The 418-nt window shown below is 57.4% G+C and carries 1 protein-coding gene; it reads left to right on the top strand.

The annotated features are described in order from the left end of the window. Window positions 1–418: RNA-guided endonuclease TnpB family protein (locus tag GBM95_RS12080; protein ID WP_152159293.1), on the top strand; the 418-nt coding region annotated here is incomplete at both ends.

Genomic DNA, 418 nt, shown 5'->3' with positions numbered 1-418 from the left:
AGGCGCGCCGCAGGCTCGCACGCGCGCATAAGCGCGTGGCGAATGCCCGCAACGACAACCTTCACAAGGTCTCTTCGCGACTCGTGAACGAAAGCCAAGCGCTGGCTGCGGAGGGTTTGAGAATCATCAACATGCTGAAGAACCACTGCATGGCGGAGTCCATTGCCGATGCCGCCTGGAGCGAGCTCTTCCGAATGATTGCCTACAAAATGAAGCGGGAAGGAAAGTACTTCGTGCAGATCGATACGTTCTTTCCCTCTTCGAAGATGTGCTCCTGCTGCGGCTTCAAGCTTGAGAAGCTTGATCTGGCGACGCGCGAATGGACTTGCCCGCACTGCGGTAGTCATCACGATCGCGACGTCAACGCTGCAGCCAACATCCGGGCAGAAGGCATTAGAAAATTGAGGGCGGAGGGGCT

Origin of the sequence: Sutterella seckii (assembly GCF_009183815.1) — a bacterium.
Lineage (GTDB): Bacteria > Pseudomonadota > Gammaproteobacteria > Burkholderiales > Burkholderiaceae_F > Sutterella > Sutterella seckii.
The sequence above is the reverse complement of the archived record's forward strand: the minus strand, read 5'-3'. Positions and strand labels throughout refer to the sequence as shown.